Origin of the sequence: Riemerella anatipestifer, assembly GCF_035666175.1 — a bacterium.
Lineage (GTDB): Bacteria > Bacteroidota > Bacteroidia > Flavobacteriales > Weeksellaceae > Riemerella > Riemerella anatipestifer_D.
The window spans coordinates 2249987-2269143 of record NZ_CP142016.1; the positions used below are offsets into that span (position 1 = coordinate 2249987).

Sequence of the window (19157 nt, forward strand, 5' to 3'; positions counted from 1 at the left end):
ATGAATAAAATAAAAACAGGCATCTTAGTGGTGGCAGTAGCCGTTTTGGGCAGTTGCTCTTCCGATTCAAAAACAATTACAGATAACAGCCAACCTATTAAGGTACAACTCAGCAACTCTTCAGTTACAAACAATTTGGGTTACGCTATGGCAAGTGGCAAGCTGGTTGCCAAAAAATCAGTAAATATTTCTACAAGAATGATGGGCTATATTACTGGTCTAACGGTAGAAGTAGGCGATTTCGTAAAAGCAGGACAAGGTCTCGTAAGCATTAACAATACTGATATCCAAGCTAAAGGTGGACAAGTAAACGCCCAAATTGCACAAGCTAAAGCCAATTTTGAAATCGCTCAAAAAGACTATCAGCGTTTTCAAAATCTATACAAAAACCAGAGTGCTTCTCAGAAAGAATTAGACGATATGAAAGGCAGATACGATATGGCAAAAGCAGGGCTAGACGCAGCCCAAATGATGAAGTCTGAAGTAAACTCACAATACAAATATACCAATATTACCGCCCCTATTTCTGGAGTGGTAACTGCTAAATATGCTAACCAAGGAGATATGGCAAGCCCAGGAATGCCTATTTTAACTATTGAAAACTCAGGCGATTTACAAGCTCAGGTTTTAGTTTCGGAGCAAGATATTACTTTAGTTAAAAGTGGTATGCCTGTTAAAGTTTTAATGAAATCTACTAACCAAGAAGTAGCTGGCACCGTGGCAGATGTGAGCCTTTCCGCTACAAATACAGGTGGACAATATTTAATAAAAATCAACCTTCCACAAAGTAGCAGCTATTTACCAGGTATGTTTGTGAATGTTCAGTTTCCATTCAAAAGGAACGGAAAACTTAACCAAGATTTACCAGAGTCTGTAAGTATCCCAAAATCAGCTCTAGTAGAACAAGGACAGCTTACTGGAGTTTACACCGTAAGTGCCAATAATACCGCAATGCTCCGTTGGATAAAGGTAGGTAAAGTAATGGGAGATCAGGTAGAAGTTCTTTCAGGGTTATCCTCTCAAGAGCCTTATATTATTTCTTCTCAAGGAAAACTCTACAACGGTGCTAAAGTAAGTGTAAAATAAAGCGTTTAACAGCGGAATAAATTTAATATTTAAACCGCTAAAAAATTAATTAAAAATATGGAAAAAGGATTTGCAGGACGCATTGCCGAATTTTTCATCAATTCCAAACTCACCATTTTATTGATGATTGCATTGATGATAATAGGCGTATATAGCTCTACCCTAATACCTAGGGAAGAAGAACCACAGATTATAGTTCCGATGGCAGATGTTATGGTAGGCTATCCTGGAGCTAACCCTACAGAAGTAGAAAATAGAGTGGTAAAACCGCTTGAAAAGATAATATCCAACATCAAAGGAGTTGAGCATGTACATTCTATGGCAATGAATGGGAAAGCCATGCTTATTGTACAATTTTATGTAGGTGAAGATACAGAACGCTCCTATGTAAAACTCTATGACGAGCTTATGAAACATAAAATGATGTTTCCTAAAGGAGTTTACGAGCCTATAGTTAAAACAAGGTCTATAGACGATGTCCCAATGCTAGGGCTTACACTTTGGAGCGAAAACTACAATGATTATCAGTTAAGACAAATAACAGAGGAATTAGCTTCAGAAATAAAAAAAGTAAAAGATGTTTCTCTAACTAATGTTATTGGAGGAAGAGCCCGCCAGCTAAAAGTAATTTTAGACAAAGCTAAAATGGCAGAATCTAGTGTAGATGCCCTTTCTGTAATGCAAATGATACAAGCGAGTAATGGGAGCTCTCAAACAGGAAGTTTCGTTAATAATAATCAGGAATATTTACTGACTACAGGACAATTTTTAACCTCTAAAGAAGATGTAGAAAATCTTGTAGTGGGGACTTCCCAAAATATGCCTGTGTATCTAAAGCAAATTGCTAAGGTAGAAGATGGTGCATCTTCTCCTGCCAATTATGTAAGTATGGGTTTTGGTCAGCATACTGAAAAAGGACAGAAAAACCCTTCGGAATATCCAGCCATCACGCTATCTGTTTCTAAAGTAAAGGGTGCTGATGCTATGAAAATATCAGAGCAAATTCTAGAGAAAGTAGAACATTTAAAGAAAAATCTCATCCCTGCAGATGTACATGTAGAAGTAACTAGAAACTATGGCGAAACAGCCTCCCATAAAGTATCCGAGCTACTCATGCACTTAGGCGTTGCTATTTTAGCCGTTACTATTTTGGTAATGCTTGCTATGGGTTTGAGAGGCGGTTTAGTGGTCTTCCTTTCGGTACCTCTTACATTTGCACTTACACTGTTTAGTTATTATGTTTTAGGGTACACTCTTAATAGGATTACATTATTTGCATTAGTATTTGTAGTGGGTATCGTGGTAGATGATAGTATTATTATCGCAGAAAATATGCACCGCCATTTCCACATGAGAAAACTCCCATTTAAAGAAGCAGCCATCTATGCTATCAACGAGGTAGGAAACCCTACTATCTTAGCTACCTTTACCGTAATTGCTGCTATTCTACCAATGGCATTTGTTTCTGGAATGATGGGACCTTACATGAGCCCAATGCCGATAGGAGCTTCTATAGCAATGTTACTCTCACTTTTTGTAGCACTTACAATCACTCCCTATTTAGGTTATCATCTACTTAAAGTAAAAGATGATGAGGAACATAAAGAAGAACAAGGTCTAGAAACGAGCTTAATTTATAAATGGTACAAAAAAATAGAACAACCACTATTAGATAGTTCTAAGAAACGATGGACAATATTAGGGATTACTGCAGTATTATTGCTGATTTCTGTATTGGCATTTTTCACCAAATGGGTGGCGGTTAAGATGCTTCCTTTTGATAATAAAAATGAAATTCAAGTTGTGATAGATATGCCTGAAGGTACACCTTTAGAAAAAACAGCTGCTGTTACCAAAGATGTTGCACAGTATTTAAGAACCGTTCCTGAAGTAGTAAACTATCAGAACTATATTGGAGCTTCCTCACCCATTACCTTTAATGGTTTAGTAAGACACTACGATATGAGAGGGCAAAGCAATACCGCGGATATTCAAGTAAATCTTTTGGATAAATCGGCTCGTTCTAAACAAAGTCATGATGTTGCTAAAACCATTAGACCAGAAATACAAAAGATAGCGAAAAAGTACGGTGCTAATATTAAAATTGTAGAAGTACCACCAGGCCCACCTGTGCTTTCTACCATAGTAGCTGAAGTCTATGGTCCTAATTATGAGGAACAGGTAAAAGTTGCCGACCAAGTACAACAAATTTTAAAACAAACAGATGATGTAGTAGATGTAGATTGGATGGTAGAAGCTCCACAAACAGAGTTTAAAATAATCCCTGATAATGAGAAAAGTATGCTAAATGGTATCGCGCCTCAGCAGTTGGTGGGTAACCTTACTTATCTTATGGGAGAGTATCCTATCTCTACATTGTACGATGAAAAGTCCAATCAGCCTGTTAATATGGTTATGAAGCTAGATGATGCTGAAAAAGCCACGCTACAAGACATCACTGCTCTTAAAGTAAAAGGACAAATGGGTAATATGCTTCCTATAAGCGATATTGCTAAAGTGGAAAAACACACCCTAGAGAAGAGTATTTATAGAAAAGATCAAAAGCGAGTAGTTTATGTTTTAGCTGATATGGCAGGTGTCTTAGAAAGTCCAGCCTACGCTATATTGGGTATGGAAGAAAAACTCAAAAAAATGAATCTGCCTGAAGGATATAGCATTAACGAGTTGTATATGGCACAACCTTCTGATGAAAGCGATTTTACTGTAAAATGGGACGGAGAGTGGCAAATCACTTTAGAAGTATTTAGAGACTTAGGAGCTGCTTTTTTAGTAGTTGTTATCATTATTTATATGTTGATTGTAGGCTGGTTTCAGAATTTTAAAACACCTATTGTTATGATGATTGCTATACCGCTTTCTTTAGTGGGTATCGTACTAGGGCATTGGTTGTTAGGAGCATTCTTTACCGCCACTTCATTTATCGGCATGATAGCCTTAGCTGGTGTAATGGTAAGAAACTCAGTATTGTTAATAGATTTTATAGAAATCAGATTGAATGAAGGCGTACCTATGAAACAAGCCATTATAGAAGCTGGAGCGGTAAGAACAACGCCTATCTTATTAACTACTGGAGCGGTTGTGATAGGAGCAGTAATTATTCTCTTTGACCCTATTTTCCAAGGCTTAGCAATATCATTGGTTTTTGGAGCTATAGTTTCTACGGTTCTTACCCTTCTTGTAGTACCTTTGGTATATTATATGACAGAGAAAAAGAAATGGGATAAAATCCAATCGGAACAATCTGCAGAAATACCAGAGTAACTTTAAAACAAATTTTCACATAAACATTGCTAGGTATTTTTTTTAATAACTTAGCAATGTTTTATAATTTAAGAGATAAATAACAACAGAAATACATTAGTTAAAAAAAATGAAAACAAGAATAATACACGCCGTAGCAGGAACTATGGTTTTAACCAGCTTACTATTGGGACTTTATGTGCATGAAAATTGGTTTTTCCTTACAGGTTTTGTGGGGCTTAACCTATTACAATCCTCTGTAACTAACAGGTGCTTACTCAAAACCATTTTAGAAAAAATAGGTGTTAAAGATGATAGCAACAGTTGCGGCTATTAGATGCTGATAGAACCTAAATAAAAAAATAGGCTACCTTCTAGGGTAGCCTATGCTTATTAGAAACAATCTATTTATTGTAAGTGATAGTATAGGTACTACTGTGACTACCGCTTTTGTTTGAGGAAGTAATAGTTGTAATCATCTTAATAGGGTAGTTATTTGTATTATAGGTGTTTTGATATATCCCTTTATAGAAATTACCATTATTATCTGTTATATGGGTAGTATAGTTATTTTGTGTAAAAGATAACTCGTTACCCATAAAATTTATTAGACCTAATAGAGCTTCTTTAAATCCAACTATATTCCTAAAAACTCCATTTTTATCATCGTAAGAAACTGTATTGATAAAAATGTTAGCAGTGTAATTAGGGTCATACACTATTGTATATTTATAAATTTGTCCATTTGAAAGTGTATAGATGTAAGAAGTATTACTAGTATAGTATATACCACCGTTTGGATAAGTTGAAACTTTTGCCCTATCAACTGTAACTGTATCATCATTATTATAGGTATAATTAGTTACTTCTTTTAAATTGTATTGTTTATTATCTTCAGTCCCTGTTGATACGGTTTTGATAAGTCTACCATTGAGGTATTCAAAGGTAGTAGTAGTAATATCTACATTTTTTTTTTCAACAATTTTAGAAATAAGGTTGTTAGAGTACTCAAAATTGATAGTGTTAGTATCTGAGCCATAAGCTCCAACTATTTCTAATAGTTTATTTCCGTTATAGATAAAAGTGATGGTGGAATCGTCGCCGTCTTCTGATGTAGAATGAATTTTAGTAGGAAGGACAGGGATACTTTCTGTTACAGTTTCATCATTTTCACTTCTGTTGCAGGACATTAGATTTACTGCTATCGCAGTCATTAGGACATATTTTTTCGTAGATAAAATATTTTCTACAAACTCGTTGTGCATTTTAAATAATACTGATTTTTAGATGATTTAATTTTCTTTGGAAGATAAATTTATTGATATATTGAATAACCGTTGCGGCGGTTATTTTACTGATTATCCTTGTTTTAAAGCCTTCAAAAGTTTTAGCATAGTTTCTTTTAATCATAAATTGGTCGCAAAGTTGAGAGAAAAATGTCTCAATTCGTTTTCGCTTTTTCTTGTACAATGAAAATTGAGGAATATAATCTTTCTGATTACTTCTCATTGGTGTATCTAATTTAATATTAGCATAGTTAAATAAATCTATTTGAACTTTTGCTGATAAATAGCCTCTATCTCCAATTAAAGTACAGTTTCGCATTTGCTCACCACTATCTTTTAAATAGTGGATGTCGTGAACGGATGCAGGGCTTATATCAAAATTCTTAATCACACCATTTAAAGAACATACTGCGTGTAGTTTATAGCCATAGAAATATAATTTCTGTGAAGCACAATAACCATATGTTGGTGAAGAATAGGATTGCTCTTTACAAATTTTTGAACGAGTAGAACGAACGTTTTCACAAACTTTCATTGGCATGCTATCAACGATAAAAATATCTTCAAACTCATTGAACTCCATCGAAATACGCTGTCTAATTTGCTCTGTTTGTAGGGATAGTCTTCGTTTTCGCTTATTGTAAACACTTCTTTCAATTTTGTTTATCAGAGAGTTTGGCAATTTTCTAAATAACTGTAATTCGCTATCAATACTCAAGTATTCAGCAGTAATATTAAGACTTATGACTTCTAAATCGCTCATTTTAGGTGTTCTTCTCTGATAACTAATCAGTTGATTTTCTGAAAAAAGTCCTAAAACTTCCAAAATTCTTTCATATATTTGCTCTAAGTTGTTCATTTATACCGTTTTATAGCAAAAACAATATACTGATTTTCAGTCTAATAAACAACTCTTGTTTTTTTCATTTCATAATGCACAACGGGTTTTTCTACAAATTTAAGAATAATATAGACCTTATAAAACCTACCTAACAGAAAAATTAAGAGAGTTTTGCATAAAATATTTTCTAAACACTTGCATACTTCCTTAAAAGGTTATAAGTTTGCTTCAGTTTTATGACACACGATACCAATTACATACAAACAAGTGTAAAAAAGTGCCCGAATTATTTGGCTGTTTCAAATAATTTCGTAAACACACACACACACACACACACACACACAAATAGTTTCGTGGGTATGCGTCGTATTATCTAGAAAATCACTTCAACTTTTATCGTTAATTATAAATACAAATCCACCAACTTTCGTTGGAGGCTTTTTGCGCTTATACCATTCTAATTTTAGCTTTCATAAATATAGGCTAGAAGCACCATTGTTTTGTCTTAAAACATGGTCGTTCTTGTTGGGTGCTTTTAGTGTTCAGGGGGAGCGTTATGCTCTTTCTATTTTAGCCTTTCCTCTCGTTTTGTGTGTGTTTAGAGGGGGAAGGCGTTTTTTAAGGATAGAACTTAGAGGTAAGATATTAGAGCCTACAGCCCTTAAGTCTAAAATCCAACATCTAAAATCTATAATCTAAATATTAACAATTTTAAATTAAATGTTATGAAAACAAAGACTACAAAATTAAGTGTGTTAGCCTTTTTAGGTTTAGGGCTAGTGGTTTATGGACAAAGTGGTAAAGTAGGGGTTAATGTTTCCTCGCCTAGAGCTACTTTAGATGTTCAACCTAATGCAACTAATAGCCAAGGTGACGCCAAAACTAATGAGGGAATCTTAGCTCCTCAATTAAGTAAAACCCGTGTAGCAAACATTGAGGCTCCCGTAGAGGGAACTTTAGTCTATGTAATAGATGATGCTACTAAAACCAATGGAGCTATAAGTAATTATACAGGTAATGATACCAAAGTAGCCAAAATAACAGAGAAAGGTTACTATTACTACAATGGCATAGAGTGGGTAAAATCTAGTGCGGAAACATCAGGGCAACTATGGAATAAAACAACAAGTTCTGCTGATACTTATACATATCTAATACCTGCTAACGAAACAAATGTGGATTTTGGATATAAAAAAACGAACCCAAATGTGAGGGCTTTACTTTTAAATATGAAAAACAATAATGGTACCGCAGTGGGAGGAGGTCTATGGTTGCCTAATCCTAATGGAGTAACTCCAGAGATGGTTTTAAAAAGAATTTTTCATCAGATATTCTTCCGCTCTCTTTACCAGCGTCTAATACTATTTGGGCTCCAGCATATACCTTTGAGGAAACAGGAATAATGATTAACGGGAGTCATACCAATACTATAGCCTCAAATATCAGAAATTATAGAGGGGTTAACTCATCAATTACAACAAACCCTGATGTTGTTGATTTAGGAGATGTTATGGGAGTGAGGGCAAGTGTGGATTTAGGTATGGAAACGAGTTCTCAGTCAAACAGCTCTAATGTTTCAACCGTTACAACTACAACAGCTAAGAGTATAATGGGAGGTGCCTTTGGAGCAACCTCATTTTCTGTAGGAAAAGTAAATACCATAAGAGGATCTGCTATTTATTCGAATAGCTACCAAGGTGGGGAAGTAGGAAGAATGAACGCTTTAAACACATCCACTAAAATGAAGCGAGGAGGAAAAGCTGATGTTATGGAAGGGATAATTAATGAGGTGTACACTCAGCTAGCTGACAGCGGAAGTTATGCATCGTCATCAGTAAGAGCAGTAGCTGGATTAAGAAATATGGTATTTATTAATGATAATATAACTGTAACAGACGGAGGTGCCTCTGCTAGATTTGATGTTACTTTTGGCAATAATACAACTGCCCCCTCTTTTGCAGGGCTTTTTTATATGCTAAAGATGGATGGTAACGCAGAGGTTGGTAGATTGTATGGAAGCAGATTAAATACTGAGATTGCTACAACAGCTAAAGTAACAGATATGTACGGTATCTATTTGGATAATGTAAAGGTAGGAGCCGATAAGAATTATGCTATTTATACCAATGCAGGAAAAGTTCGTTTTGGGGATAATGTAGGTATAGGGGTAGATGCTCCAGCAGAAAAATTAGAGGTTGCGGGTAATGTTAAAGCAACAGGCTTTATTGGCTCTAATGCTTCTATCTTCCCAGACTATGTGTTCCAAAAATATTATACAGGTACTTCTAGTATCAAAGCAGATTATAACTTTAAAACCCTAAGCCAAGTAGAAGATTTTGTAAAAACTAATGGGCATTTACCAGGGTATCAATCTGCAGAAGCTATCAAAAAACAAGGTTATATAGACCTTATGGCAACTCAACTCACCAATGTGGAGAAGATAGAGGAACTTTATCTGCATAGCATAGAGCAAGACAAAGCCCTAAAAGCTAAAGATACTATTATTAAAGAACTGAAATCAGAAGTTTCTAACTTAGAAGCTCGTTTGCAGAAGCTAGAAGCTTTATTAGTAAAATAGTTTAATCTTTCCCCATTGTGATAGGTGTCGCAATGGGGCTTTTTTATACTTCACAAAGTATTATAAACATCTAACACTAACATCAAAAATTTATACATTATGAATACACTAAAAGCGTGGTTGCGTCCTAACCTACTCACGAAAGACGACCCTAACGATTTTGTAGCCGTGCCACTTCTAGGTGGTAGCCTTGGCATTACAGAAATCGTAGAAGCCCTTAAAAAAGAGGGTATGGAGATACAAACCGAAACCGCAGTAGATATTATTACTCGTTTTAATCGTAAAGCCTCAGAGTTGGTACTCAATGGGTATAGTGTAAATACAGGGCTGGTGTATATGCGTCCTGCCATTAAGGGGGTGTTTTACGACAAGACTTGGGATAAAGAGAAGCATTCCGTTTATGTAAATGTAAACCAAGGTCTAGACCTTGGAAAAGCGGTAGCAGACACCAAGGTAGAAATCCTAGGCGAACAGTCTAGCCCAATGAGTGTGTTCAGCATCACCGATAAAGCCACTGGTAAAGCAGACGGCACTCTTACCAAAGGTAAGAATGCCGAAATCAAAGGCACTTACATTAAAATAGACGGCGATAATCCTAAAAATGGTATCGTCTTCAAAAACCTAGACAACCAAAATGAGGTTAAGTTGGCTAAAGATAATATTGTGCTTAACGAGCCATCAAGGTTACTCATTCTTGTGCCTTCGGATTTAGAAGCGGGTAATTATGAGCTAAGCCTCACCACGCAGTACAGCAATGGTAAAACAGTACTTAAAGAACCAAGAACAGAGGTATTATCTACCCCTATAGTAATTGGTTAATTAAAGGTCATAAAAAAAACGGAACTCAAATTTGAGTTCCGTTTTTTAGCAGTTCGCCTCTGCTCGTACGAGCAGAGGCGAACTGCCTTATCTAGCAGAGGTGTTCTGCTCGGTAAAGCAGAACACCTCTGACAGTAGGGATAATTCTATAAGAAATACTTCTACAAAATAAGGCTACCCCAAAGGTAGCCTTTATTTTAGTTTATCTCAATGGTTTTTACCATTTTTCTATTGGTTTCCCATTCGGAGAATTGGTTGAGCTCTTTCATTAGGAGCGGAAGCACTAAAGCCAAAATACCCAAGTCGTCCACAACACCAATAGCAGGTATAAAATCTGGTAAAATGTCTATAGGCGAAATAATATAAACTAAGGCTATGGCAGGAAGTAAAACATTCTTAACCGAAGGTTTATACTGTTTGCTAATGATGGCTTTTATCATTCGTAAAAGTTCGGGCATTCTTCTTAAAAGCCCTTTATGCTGAAACAAAGCCAATCCTAAAAACTTTAATTTAGATTTCATTTTTTATATGATTAAATAATTCGGGAGCAGAGTACTCAAAATCCGTTCCAAAATATTATTTGGCTATTGTTTCCACTAGCTGGTGTACATTGGTAGAATTCCAATCGTTGGCGGTATCGTCTTTTTCCACAATTCTCCCCGTTTTATCTATAATAAAAGTGGTAGGGAAGGATTTGGGCAGGAGCTTGTCCAAAATCGGACTTTGGGCAATATAGACAGGAGCGGTATAGTGGTTATCTGCTAGAAATTGCTTCACTTTTTCCTCGTCGTCTTGCATAGCGATAAGTACAAAACTCATTTTGTCGTTTTGTTTATCGTAGAGTTTTTGGATAGAGCCCCATTCTGCACGGCAAGGTGGGCACCAGCTTCCCCAAAAGTTAAGAAACAGCGTTTTACCTTTAAAATTTTTTAGATTGGTATCAGGTACATTCACGCCTTTTAGACTAATGTCAAACTCTTCATCAGTAATGAGTAAAGCATTGTCTAGCTTTTCTATGGCTGGTTTCATAAGAAGCTGACTCCTCACAAAATCTCCGAATTTAGGAAATAAAAATACCGACAATAGCAAGGCGGTAAGTAGTAAGAAAATGAAATTCTTTTTTAGAAAATTCATAGCAGGTATATTTAATTAAATTATAGCAGTTCTAAAATTTCGTTTAGGGCATCTTTACCTTTGTTTTTGGCGTAATAGACTTGCAAATCGTTGTAGAATTCCTCTTTAGAATAAGTTTCAGGAGAGGCTTTAAACTTTTCAAACAGCTCTACACCGTATTTAGGTCGAGGTCCCCAAGTTTTAATCACATTAAAGTTTTCATCTAAAATTAAGACTTTTGGTATAGATCTGCCTCCGTTGGTTAAAAATTGGTCGATAAGGGAAGTGTCAGAATCTCTATAAAATAGTCTCACATCATTTCTACCTTCAAAAAAACGAGCCAATACAGGCACGAGCTGACTGGCATCTCCACACCAAGGCTCTGAAATAATGAGTATTTTACCATTGAATTTTTTGGTTTCCAAAGTTTTGGAATCTTCGTCTGTAGGTTTAAATGCCTTTAGCATACGGTTCATTCTTTGGAGTCCCAGTTCGTAGTAAGGCTTTTTCTCTGCCTCTTCTTCTGTTTTTGGGTGACCTATTCTGTGGTGAGTTTCTTCTAAATAAGCCTCAAAAGAAACGGCTTTGTCCCAATAGTTTTTCATAACTACCGTCTTCTTATTTGGTTAATTAAAAATAAATCGGCAAGTACAAAAGCGGTAAGATTTTCTACCACAGGTACTGCACGAGGAAGCACACAAGGGTCGTGTCTGCCTTTGCCTTCCACCGTTACTTTATTGCCTAGTTTATCCACGCTTTTTTGCGGTCTTAAAATGGTTGCTACAGGCTTAAAAGCCACACGGAAATAAATATCCATTCCGTTGGAAATACCGCCTTGTATGCCGCCTGATAGATTGGTTTTGGTAGAAAAATCAGTATTGAATAAATCGTTGTGTTCTTTACCCGTCATAGCAGCTCCGCAAAACCCACTGCCATACTCGAAGCCTTTAGCTGCATTGATGTTGAGCATCGCCTTAGCAAGTTCTGCCTGAAGTTTGCCAAATACAGGTTCGCCTATGCCTACAGGTAGATTTTTAACCACACAAGTGATGGTGCCTCCTATAGTATTGCCTTCTTTTTTAATCTCTTTAATTCGGTCAATCATTTCCTTTGCAACATTCTCGTCTGGGCAACGAATTTCGTTGCTTTCTGTTTTAGAAAAATCCAAATCTTGGTAAGGTTTTTCACAAAATATATTTCCTACGGAAGACACATAGGCGTGTATTTCAACCTCTTTAGGGAGAATGTTTTTTGCTAAAGCTCCAGCGGCTACCCAATTGATGGTTTCTCTAGCCGAGGATTTGCCTCCGCCACGGTGGTCTCTATGTCCGAATTTTTGGTCGTAAGTAAAATCGGCGTGGCTAGGGCGATAGGCAGATGCTAAGTGATCGTAATCTTTACTTTTTTGATTTTCATTTTCTATAATAAAGCCTATTGGAGTGCCTGTGGTTTTGCCTTCAAAAATACCAGACAGAAATTTCACCGTGTCGCTTTCCTTTCTTTGGGTTACAATGGCAGACTGCCCAGGTTTTCTTCTGTCTAATTCTTTCTGTACGGCGTCTAAATCTACTTCTATCCCCGCAGGAAAATTGGTGATGATGCCTCCGTAAGCTAAACCGTGACTTTCTCCAAAGGTATTCAAAGAAAGAAAATTACCTAATTGATTATGCATATTGCAAAGTTAATATTTTATGAGGTTATAATTAAGGATATTTATCCTTTGGCTAAAGATTCAAACTCTACTAATACAGGAAAATGGTCGCTATAACCACCCAAATACCTCGTTCCAGAGTAGGTTCTGAAAGGTCTGTTTTTCATTTTATCCCAGTTTTTTATCTCGGTTGGGTTAAATACTTCCGCTTTTTTATAGGTTAGTCCGAAGGAAGTTTGAAAAAAATCTCTTGAAAACATAATTTGGTCAAATAGCAATCCTTCTTTTTTGTGGTAAGTGGAGTAGTCCCCTAAATAATACAATGCCGAAAACGGATTGTGTAATAGCTCTAAAATACCCTCGTGGTAAGTAAACTGAATGAGGTTGTCTTCGTTAGGGTTTTCATTAAAATCTCCCAATACGAGTACCGCTTCTTTATCTTTGATGATGATGTTTTCTATCAAAGCGTTGATGTTTTCTAAAATTTCATTTCGTTTAGGGAGGTTAATGTCTTGCTCTCTTTTGGAAGGTAGATGCATTACAAAACAATGGAATGTTTCTCCGTTATATTCTAATACAGAATGTAGAACATCTCTGGTGGTGTCTTCATAAAGTTCTCCTTGTTCGTTTTTCATTTCAAACTTAAACCTGATGGGTTCAGAGTGCTTCACCGTGATTTTGTTTTTATCGTAAAGAAGAGCGACATCTATGCCTCTTTCGTCAGGAGATTCGTAGTGCAGATAGTGATAGTTTCCACCAAAAACAGGTTTCGCTAATAAGTCTTCTAGCACTGTTTTATTTCCTATTTCGGCTAGTCCCACTAATATAGGAAGTGTGTTGTGGTATTGATTTATAAGTTCAAAAATGTGTGCTGTTTTATGGAGTTTGTTGTGGTATTTGTAATTATCCCAATGAGGTAAATATGGTGTGTGTGGTGGAAAAAAAATTTCCACATTATAAAAAGCAACAATTTCTTTTTTTGTGTTCATTATTTAAAGACTTTAGTGGTCTTATGACTAAGTGAAAAGTTTAAAAAAGCCCTCAAATCATCGAGAGCTTTTTTAGTTTGATTATTTCTTTTCTGGGATATTGGCTAAAATTTCTTTCAGAAACTTCCAAAACTTCTGTGTTGAAGAAATACTTGCTCTTTCATCAGGAGAGTGAGCTCCTTTGATGGTCGGTCCAAAGCTTACCATTTCCATTTTAGGGTAATTAGCACCAATAATTCCGCACTCTAGACCAGCGTGGCAAGCCACTACATTAGGTTTAGAATTAAATTCTCTTTGGTAGATTTCTTCCATTACTTTAATGATTTCAGCTCCTGGCTTTGGCTTCCATCCAGGATATGAACCACTGAATTTTACTTCCATTCCTACCAGTTCAAAACTTGCTCGGAGTTGGTTAGCTACTGCTAATTTGCTAGATTCCACAGATGAGCGAGAAAGGTTGAGGATTTGTAAAGCTCCATCTTTGAGTTCTACTCTAGCGATATTATTAGAAGCTTCCACCAAATCTTCTACGTCTGGAGACATACGATAAACGCCATTGTGAGCAGCATTAAGGGCTAAAATGACATTAGTGCTATCTTCTACGCTTAGAGCGTTACCTTCTATATCACAAGATTCTATACTGATGTTTAAATCTTTTTCTAGTGTAGCAAATTCCTCTAATATTTCAGACTTTAAAGTTTCAAATTCGGTAGAAAATACCTCTTTATTAGCGACTAAAACAGACACGCTGCCTTCTCTTGGGATAGCATTTCTAAGGCTTCCTGCGTCTATACTTACTAATCTAGGTTCGTTATTAACGGCTAACATTAAGAATCTTGCCAAAATCTTGTTGGCGTTACCTAAACCTTTGTGTATATCCATTCCAGAGTGTCCACCTTTCAGCCCTTTTACGGTAATTCTGAAGCCATTTTCTGTTACTTTTTGAGTATTGTATTTTTGAGTGGCGGTAACATCTATTCCTCCAGCGCAACCTATGTCAATCTCATCGTCTTCCTCTGTATCTAGGTTGAGGAGAATCTCTCCATTCAGAGTGTTAGGCTCTAGCCCAAACGCTCCAGTCATACCTGTTTCTTCATCTATTGTAAATAGGGCTTCTAATGCAGGGTGAGCAATATCTGTACTTTCTAGGATACTCATCATTGCAGCAACGCCTAGTCCATTATCTGCTCCTAGAGTCGTGCCTTTGGCTCTTACCCAATCACCATCTACATACATTTCAATCCCTTGGTTGTCAAAATCAAAATTAACATCGTTGTTTTTTTGACAAACCATATCTAAGTGAGATTGGAGTACAATAGGTTGTCTGTGCTCCATACCTTGTGTGGCAGGCTTTCTAATAATAACATTTCCTGTTTTATCTACAGAAGTTTCTAAGCCTAAGTTTTCTCCAAAATTTTTGATGAAATTTATAACTCTTTCCTCCTTTTTTGAAGGTCTAGGGACTGCATTAAGAGCAGAGAAGTTTTTCCAAATTATTTGTGGTTCTATTTGTGATAAACTCATAATTGATATATCTTTTTTTTATTTTTCCAAAGTTACAAAAAATCCGCTGATGTCTAGATGTTCTAGTTGAAAAGAGAAGATACCAAGCGATTAATTCATAGAAACATCTTCGGGCGTGTTTGCCCAAATTAGGTGAAGCCCACCCAAATTTTCCATAATATTCTTCCAAAGAGTGTGGCTGAAACTTGCAGTTAAATCTACCTCATAGTTTTCTACAGGAATCCAATATTTATTCTCTATTTCTGTGTCCAATTGCATGGCTCCCCAACCAGAATAACCGTAAAATATTTTTATGTCCTCAGGGGCGATGGTTCCCATCATGATTGCACCGATGACTTTAGAGGCATTTTCTGTAAAGGTGTAACCTTCTGTAATCTTTTCGGTGTCTAGGGTAGGTTCGTTTCCTTTAATAATAAAAAACATTTGAGTAGTATCCACAGGACCACCTGAATAAACTTCTAAATTTGGTGATAAGGATTTTTGAAAATGATGACTTAACACGGGGTTTTTCTTGTTGAGGATAAGTCCAAACGCTCCTTCCTCGTCGTGATTGATGATTAAAACGACCGAACGAGAAAATATATCCCCAGAAACATCAGGAGTAGAAATTAAAATTTTACCTTTGTAAGACCGATTCATAACCCAAAAGTAAATAAAATTTATGGAAAATCTGCACGATAAAAGAAAAGTTTATGATAAAGGTGCTTTGTTAGAAGAGCAAGTGAAATCTAACCCAATAGAGCAGTTTAGAGATTGGTTTTCTGATGCTGAGGAACACCCTGCCATTGCTGAGGCTAATGCTATGAGTATTTCTACCATAGATAAAGACGGTTGTCCTAGAACGAGAATGGTACTGTTAAAGGCGTACACTTGGGAAGGTTTTATTTTTTACACCAACTATGATAGCCAAAAAGGGAAAGCCATAGAGGAGCATCATAAGGCGTGTTTACACTTCTTTTATCCACCGCTGGAGCGTCAGATTATAATTAAAGCCAATATAGAACGCTTGGCGAAAAATTTAAGTGATGGTTACTTCCATTCTCGTCCTAGAGGGAGCCAGTTGGGAGCGGTAGTATCGCCACAAAGTCAAGTGATACCTGATAGAAATTTTCTAGAAAATAAACTTCAATTACTAGAAAAAGAACTAGAAGGAAAGGAAATCCCAAGACCCGAAAACTGGGGTGGCTACTTGGCAAAGCCTTACGAAATAGAGTTTTGGCAAGGAAGACCCAACAGGTTACACGATAGAATAGTCTATAAATTAACTGATGATTTTGATTGGCAAATAGTTAGATTAGCACCTTAAAAATTTTGAGAATCCAATCAAAATAGTGTAGATTTGGCATTGTTAAGTATAATCAAAACTCAATTTTATGAAATATAAATTGTTTTCTTTAGCACTAGCTTTCGGTCTTTTTGGAAATGCGTTAGCACAGGAAACTAAAAAAAACTCGGACGAAATATTGGTTAAGCTATCTAATTTACCATTGCATTGTATTCGTTGTGAGTATCCTAATAAAACAGGACATATGATAAATGGAGAGCAAGATGTTGCTTTAACGCCTCGCCAATTACACCCTGTATTTTATGGTTGTTTAGATTGGCATAGTAGTGTTCACGGGCATTGGATGTTAGTGAAACTCATTAAAACAAGATCTAATGTTTCTAATTATCAGGAAATTGTGAAAATATTAGATGAATCTTTCAATTTAGAAAAGATAGAAGCAGAGGCGAATTATTTTAATAAATATAAAGGCTCTAATGTATTTGAAAGGACTTATGGTTGGGCGTGGCTACTTAAATTAGACCAAGAATTAGCCACGTGGGATAGCCCTCTAGGGAAACAATGGCACGAGAAATTACAACCATTAACACGAAAAATAGTCTCTCTTTGGAAAGATTATCTCCCGAAACAAACTTATCCTAATAGAGTAGGGACGCACCCTAACACGGCGTTTGCTCTAGGTTTTGCGATTGATTGGGCTAGAGCAACAAACAATAGCATTTTTGAACAAGAATTGATACAAAAGTCCAAGCAATTTTTTTTGGAAGACCGTTTAATTCCAGCTCATTTAGAACCTAATGGCTCGGATTTTTTCTCTCCAAGTTTAGAAACAGCAGCATTGATGTCTAGAATTTTACCTCAAAAGGAATATGTAAAGTGGCTTGGTCAATTTTTTGATAGAAGAGGGGTAGATAACATTATAAAAGCTCCTATTATTAGTGATGTTAAAGATTACCAAATTGTACATTTAGTAGGGCTTTCGTTTTCTAAATCATGGTGTATGAAGCGTATTTCTAAAGCACTTCCGAAGAACCACCCTTTAAAAGAGAAATTTAAAGTAGCTTCTAAAGAATTGTTATCTAACGGATTGCCCCTGATTTTTGAAAGTGATTACGGTGGTGACCACTGGCTAGCGTCTTTTGCTTTAATGGCTATGGAGGAATAGAAACTAGATTTATATAATATCTCAAAAAGCCTTTTCATATTTTGAGAGGCTTTTTTTATGTGGTGAAAATTTTGTTACAAAATAAAAGTCGCTTCTGTAAAACAAAAGCGACTTATTATTTCGTTGATGAAATAAATTATTTTTTCTTAGCACCTGCTACAGCATCAGCAAGCTCAGAACCAGCTTTAAATTTAGCTACTTTTTTAGCAGGGATTTTAATAGCTTTCTTAGTTGCAGGGTTGATACCTTGTCTAGCAGCTCTTTCAGCTACAGAAAAAGTTCCAAAACCAACTAGAGAAACCTTGCCATCTTTTTTCTTAAGAGTTTCAGTTACAGCGTTAACAAAAGATTCTAGAGCTTTCTTTGCAGCAGCTTTTGTAATTTCGGCATCTTTTGCCATTACGTCGATTAATTCAGACTTGTTCATAATGTTATAATTAAAAGTTAAGTTCTTATTGATAGCAAATATAAAAGTTTTTTTGAAGTTTACAAATTTTTTACAGAAAAATAATTTTAAATTGACTCGTTGTGCATTTTAAATAATACTGATTTTTAGATGATTTAATTTTCTTTGGAAGATAAATTTATTGATATATTGAATAACCGTTGCGGCGGTTATTTTACTGATTATCCTTGTTTTAAAGCCTTCAAAAGTTTTAGCATAGTTTCTTTTAATCATAAATTGGTCGCAAAGTTGAGAGAAAAATGTCTCAATTCGTTTTCGCTTTTTCTTGTACAATGAAAATTGAGGAATATAATCTTTCTGATTACTTCTCATTGGTGTATCTAATTTAATATTAGCATAGTTAAATAAATCTATTTGAACTTTTGCTGATAAATAGCCTCTATCTCCAATTAAAGTACAGTTTCGCATTTGCTCACCACTATCTTTTAAATAGTGGATGTCGTGAACGGATGCAGGGCTTATATCAAAATTCTTAATCACACCATTTAAAGAACATACTGCGTGTAGTTTATAGCCATAGAAATATAATTTCTGTGAAGCACAATAACCATATGTTGGTGAAGAATAGGATTGCTCTTTACAAATTTTTGAACGAGTAGAACGAGCATTTTCACAAACTTTCATTGGCATGCTATCAACGATAAAAATATCTTCAAACTCATTGAACTCCATCGAAATACGCTGTCTAATTTGCTCTGTTTGTAGGGATAGTCTTCGTTTTCGCTTATTGTAAACACTTCTTTCAATTTTGTTTATCAGAGAGTTTGGCAATTTTCTAAATAACTGTAATTCGCTATCAATACTCAAGTATTCAGCAGTAATATTAAGACTTATGACTTCTAAATCGCTCATTTTAGGTGTTCTTCTCTGATAACTAATCAGTTGATTTTCTGAAAAAAGTCCTAAAACTTCCAAAATTCTTTCATATATTTGCTCTATGTTGTTCATTTATATCGTTTTATAGCAAAAACAATATACTGATTTTCAGTCTAATAAACAACTCTTGTTTTTTTCATTTCATAATGCACAACGGGTTTAAATTGATAAAATATACCTTTTTTCTTCTAAATATTTTAAATTCATTTTTTGTTTT

19 protein-coding genes are annotated in these 19157 nt (G+C 35.6%); 8 read left to right on the plus strand and 11 right to left on the minus strand.

Going from position 1 to position 19157, the window contains the following annotated elements; genetic code table 11:
* The 3 genes from VIX88_RS11315 to VIX88_RS11325 all read left to right on the plus strand — a co-directional run bounded on the left by VIX88_RS11315 (nt 1) and on the right by VIX88_RS11325 (nt 4684).
* Nucleotides 1–1086, plus strand: a complete 1086-nt coding sequence (locus tag VIX88_RS11315; RefSeq protein ID WP_064970660.1) for an efflux RND transporter periplasmic adaptor subunit — start codon at nt 1–3, stop codon at nt 1084–1086.
* Between the two features lie 57 nt (nt 1087–1143).
* Nucleotides 1144–4368 (plus strand): efflux RND transporter permease subunit, encoded by a 3225-nt coding sequence (locus tag VIX88_RS11320; RefSeq protein ID WP_064970663.1) that lies wholly within the window; start codon nt 1144–1146, stop codon nt 4366–4368.
* Nucleotides 4369–4477: 109 nt separating this feature from the next.
* Nucleotides 4478–4684 (plus strand): YgaP family membrane protein, encoded by a 207-nt coding sequence (locus VIX88_RS11325; protein WP_064970665.1) that lies wholly within the window; start codon nt 4478–4480, stop codon nt 4682–4684.
* 67 nt (nt 4685–4751) lie between these two features.
* On the opposite strand, the gene VIX88_RS11330 is transcribed toward VIX88_RS11325, so the two are convergent.
* A complete protein-coding gene (locus tag VIX88_RS11330; RefSeq protein ID WP_154212755.1) occupies nt 4752–5561 on the minus strand; it encodes a hypothetical protein in 810 nt (269 codons plus the stop codon).
* A 52-nt stretch (nt 5562–5613) separates the two neighbouring features.
* Nucleotides 5614–6492, minus strand: coding sequence for an IS982-like element ISRa1 family transposase (locus VIX88_RS11335; RefSeq protein WP_324711475.1), 879 nt, complete (start codon nt 6490–6492; stop codon nt 5614–5616).
* A gap of 707 nt (nt 6493–7199) precedes the next feature.
* On the opposite strand from VIX88_RS11335, the gene VIX88_RS11340 reads away from it, so the two are divergent.
* From VIX88_RS11340 to VIX88_RS11350, 3 genes are all read left to right on the plus strand, one after another.
* Nucleotides 7200–7877, plus strand: coding sequence for a hypothetical protein (locus VIX88_RS11340; RefSeq protein ID WP_064970669.1), 678 nt, complete (start codon nt 7200–7202; stop codon nt 7875–7877).
* Complete coding sequence (locus VIX88_RS11345; protein ID WP_064970671.1) at nt 7877–9052, plus strand: hypothetical protein; 1176 nt, start codon at nt 7877–7879, stop codon at nt 9050–9052. The genes VIX88_RS11340 and VIX88_RS11345 overlap by 1 nt, the downstream gene beginning before the upstream one ends.
* 99 nt (nt 9053–9151) lie before the next feature.
* On the plus strand, nt 9152–9871 hold the full coding sequence (locus VIX88_RS11350) for a DNA-binding domain-containing protein (RefSeq protein ID WP_064970673.1): 720 nt from the start codon (nt 9152–9154) through the stop codon (nt 9869–9871).
* A 197-nt stretch (nt 9872–10068) separates the two neighbouring features.
* Here the strand turns inward: VIX88_RS11350 and VIX88_RS11355 are convergent, their stop codons facing one another.
* From VIX88_RS11355 to VIX88_RS11385, 7 genes are all read right to left on the minus strand, one after another.
* The gene (locus VIX88_RS11355) at nt 10069–10392 is read right to left on the minus strand and encodes a YkvA family protein (protein ID WP_064970675.1); all 324 of its coding nucleotides are present in this window, start codon (nt 10390–10392) and stop codon (nt 10069–10071) included.
* Between the two features lie 55 nt (nt 10393–10447).
* A complete protein-coding gene (locus VIX88_RS11360) occupies nt 10448–11005 on the minus strand; it encodes a TlpA family protein disulfide reductase (protein ID WP_064970677.1) in 558 nt (185 codons plus the stop codon).
* Nucleotides 11006–11025: 20 nt separating this feature from the next.
* Nucleotides 11026–11589, minus strand: a complete 564-nt coding sequence (locus VIX88_RS11365) for a thioredoxin family protein (RefSeq protein ID WP_064970680.1) — start codon at nt 11587–11589, stop codon at nt 11026–11028.
* A 2-nt stretch (nt 11590–11591) separates the two neighbouring features.
* Nucleotides 11592–12656 (minus strand): chorismate synthase, encoded by a 1065-nt coding sequence (aroC, locus tag VIX88_RS11370; RefSeq protein ID WP_153937681.1) that lies wholly within the window; start codon nt 12654–12656, stop codon nt 11592–11594.
* 41 nt (nt 12657–12697) lie between these two features.
* On the minus strand, nt 12698–13624 hold the full coding sequence (locus VIX88_RS11375) for an endonuclease/exonuclease/phosphatase family protein (RefSeq protein ID WP_038694022.1): 927 nt from the start codon (nt 13622–13624) through the stop codon (nt 12698–12700).
* Nucleotides 13625–13705: 81 nt separating this feature from the next.
* Nucleotides 13706–15148, minus strand: a complete 1443-nt coding sequence (locus VIX88_RS11380) for an aminoacyl-histidine dipeptidase (RefSeq protein WP_064970684.1) — start codon at nt 15146–15148, stop codon at nt 13706–13708.
* Nucleotides 15149–15238: 90 nt separating this feature from the next.
* Nucleotides 15239–15787 carry a YqgE/AlgH family protein gene (locus tag VIX88_RS11385; protein WP_064970686.1) on the minus strand — a complete coding sequence of 183 codons (549 nt, stop codon included), beginning with the start codon at nt 15785–15787 and terminating at the stop codon, nt 15239–15241.
* A 22-nt stretch (nt 15788–15809) separates the two neighbouring features.
* Here VIX88_RS11385 and pdxH point away from each other — a divergent pair, with 22 nt between their 5' ends.
* Together pdxH and VIX88_RS11395 are read left to right on the plus strand one after the other, a co-directional pair.
* On the plus strand, nt 15810–16454 hold the full coding sequence (pdxH, locus tag VIX88_RS11390) for a pyridoxamine 5'-phosphate oxidase (RefSeq protein ID WP_004920279.1): 645 nt from the start codon (nt 15810–15812) through the stop codon (nt 16452–16454).
* A gap of 67 nt (nt 16455–16521) precedes the next feature.
* Nucleotides 16522–17598, plus strand: a complete 1077-nt coding sequence (locus tag VIX88_RS11395; RefSeq protein ID WP_064970688.1) for a DUF2891 domain-containing protein — start codon at nt 16522–16524, stop codon at nt 17596–17598.
* Between the two features lie 136 nt (nt 17599–17734).
* On the opposite strand, the gene VIX88_RS11400 is transcribed toward VIX88_RS11395, so the two are convergent.
* Nucleotides 17735–18025, minus strand: a complete 291-nt coding sequence (locus VIX88_RS11400) for an HU family DNA-binding protein (RefSeq protein ID WP_013446831.1) — start codon at nt 18023–18025, stop codon at nt 17735–17737.
* Between the two features lie 108 nt (nt 18026–18133).
* A complete protein-coding gene (locus VIX88_RS11405) occupies nt 18134–19012 on the minus strand; it encodes an IS982-like element ISRa1 family transposase (RefSeq protein ID WP_127919811.1) in 879 nt (292 codons plus the stop codon).
* Nucleotides 19013–19157: the final 145 nt, after the last annotated feature.